Below are 943 nucleotides of genomic sequence, written 5' to 3'. Positions count from 1 at the left end.
GGCTATGTTGCACAAATCACGGAGGGATTCATGTCGTGAATCCAGTGTGGTAGCTGGCCAGCATGAGCAAACCGACATCACCTACCTACAAGACGACGAACTGGGCTGATTATAACGCGGGGCTGAGGCGCCGCGGCTCACTGACGATCTGGTTCGATCCCGAGATAAACTGGGATGCCGAACCTTCCGGCAAGAGGGGCAGGTCGCGGACATTCAGTGACGCTGCCATCCAGACCTGTTTGACGATGAAGGTGCTGTTCGGGATGGCGCTGCGTCAGACGACGGGCTTCGTCGAGAGCCTGCTGCGGCTGACGGGGCTGGACTGGGCCGTGTCTGACTTCAGCACCATCTGCCGACGGCAGAGGGCGCTTGCGGTCAACATCCCGTATCGCGGCTCGAAAGGCCCGCTGCACCTGTTGATCGATAGCACCGGCATCAAGGTCGAGGGTGAAGGCGAATGGAACGCGCGCAAGCACGGCGGCCCCAAGCGACGCGTCTGGCGCAAGATCCACATCGCTATAGACGAGCAAACGGTGGAAGTCAGAGCGGTTGAGATCACCGGCAGCAACACCGGGGATGCACCGATGTTGCCCTGTCTGCTCAATCAGATCCCGCGCGATCAGGAGATCGGTAGCGTGACTGCCGACGGTGCCTACGACACGCGCCGATGCCACAACGCCATTGCTGAGCGCGGTGCGGACGCGGTCATCCCGCCACGCCGAAATGCCCAGCCATGCAAACCAACCACCGCCGGAGCCGCGTCGAGACAAAGATGCATTGCATGAAACTGCTCGGCCAGCGGCTGATGGCGCGCGACTTTGACCGCCAAGTCGCTGAGGTTCAGGTGCGCATTGCGATCCTGAACGGCTACACCGCCCTTGGCATCCCTGTCACGACAGCCGTGGGATAAATCCGTCTCGGGAAAGGGGAGAACCGTTCGTCA

At 61.3% G+C, this 943-nt stretch carries 1 pseudogene; it reads left to right on the top strand.

Annotated features, from left to right (window positions below):
* Window positions 1–62 precede the first annotated feature (62 nt).
* A pseudogene (locus tag BV911_RS18825) lies at window positions 63–910 on the top strand (IS5 family transposase).
* Window positions 911–943 lie beyond the last annotated feature (33 nt).

The sequence above is a fragment of the Pseudoruegeria sp. SK021 genome (genome assembly GCF_002119405.1).
In the GTDB taxonomy this organism is placed as follows: domain Bacteria; phylum Pseudomonadota; class Alphaproteobacteria; order Rhodobacterales; family Rhodobacteraceae; genus Meridianimarinicoccus.
The sequence above is the reverse complement of the archived record's forward strand: the minus strand, read 5'-3'. Positions and strand labels throughout refer to the sequence as shown.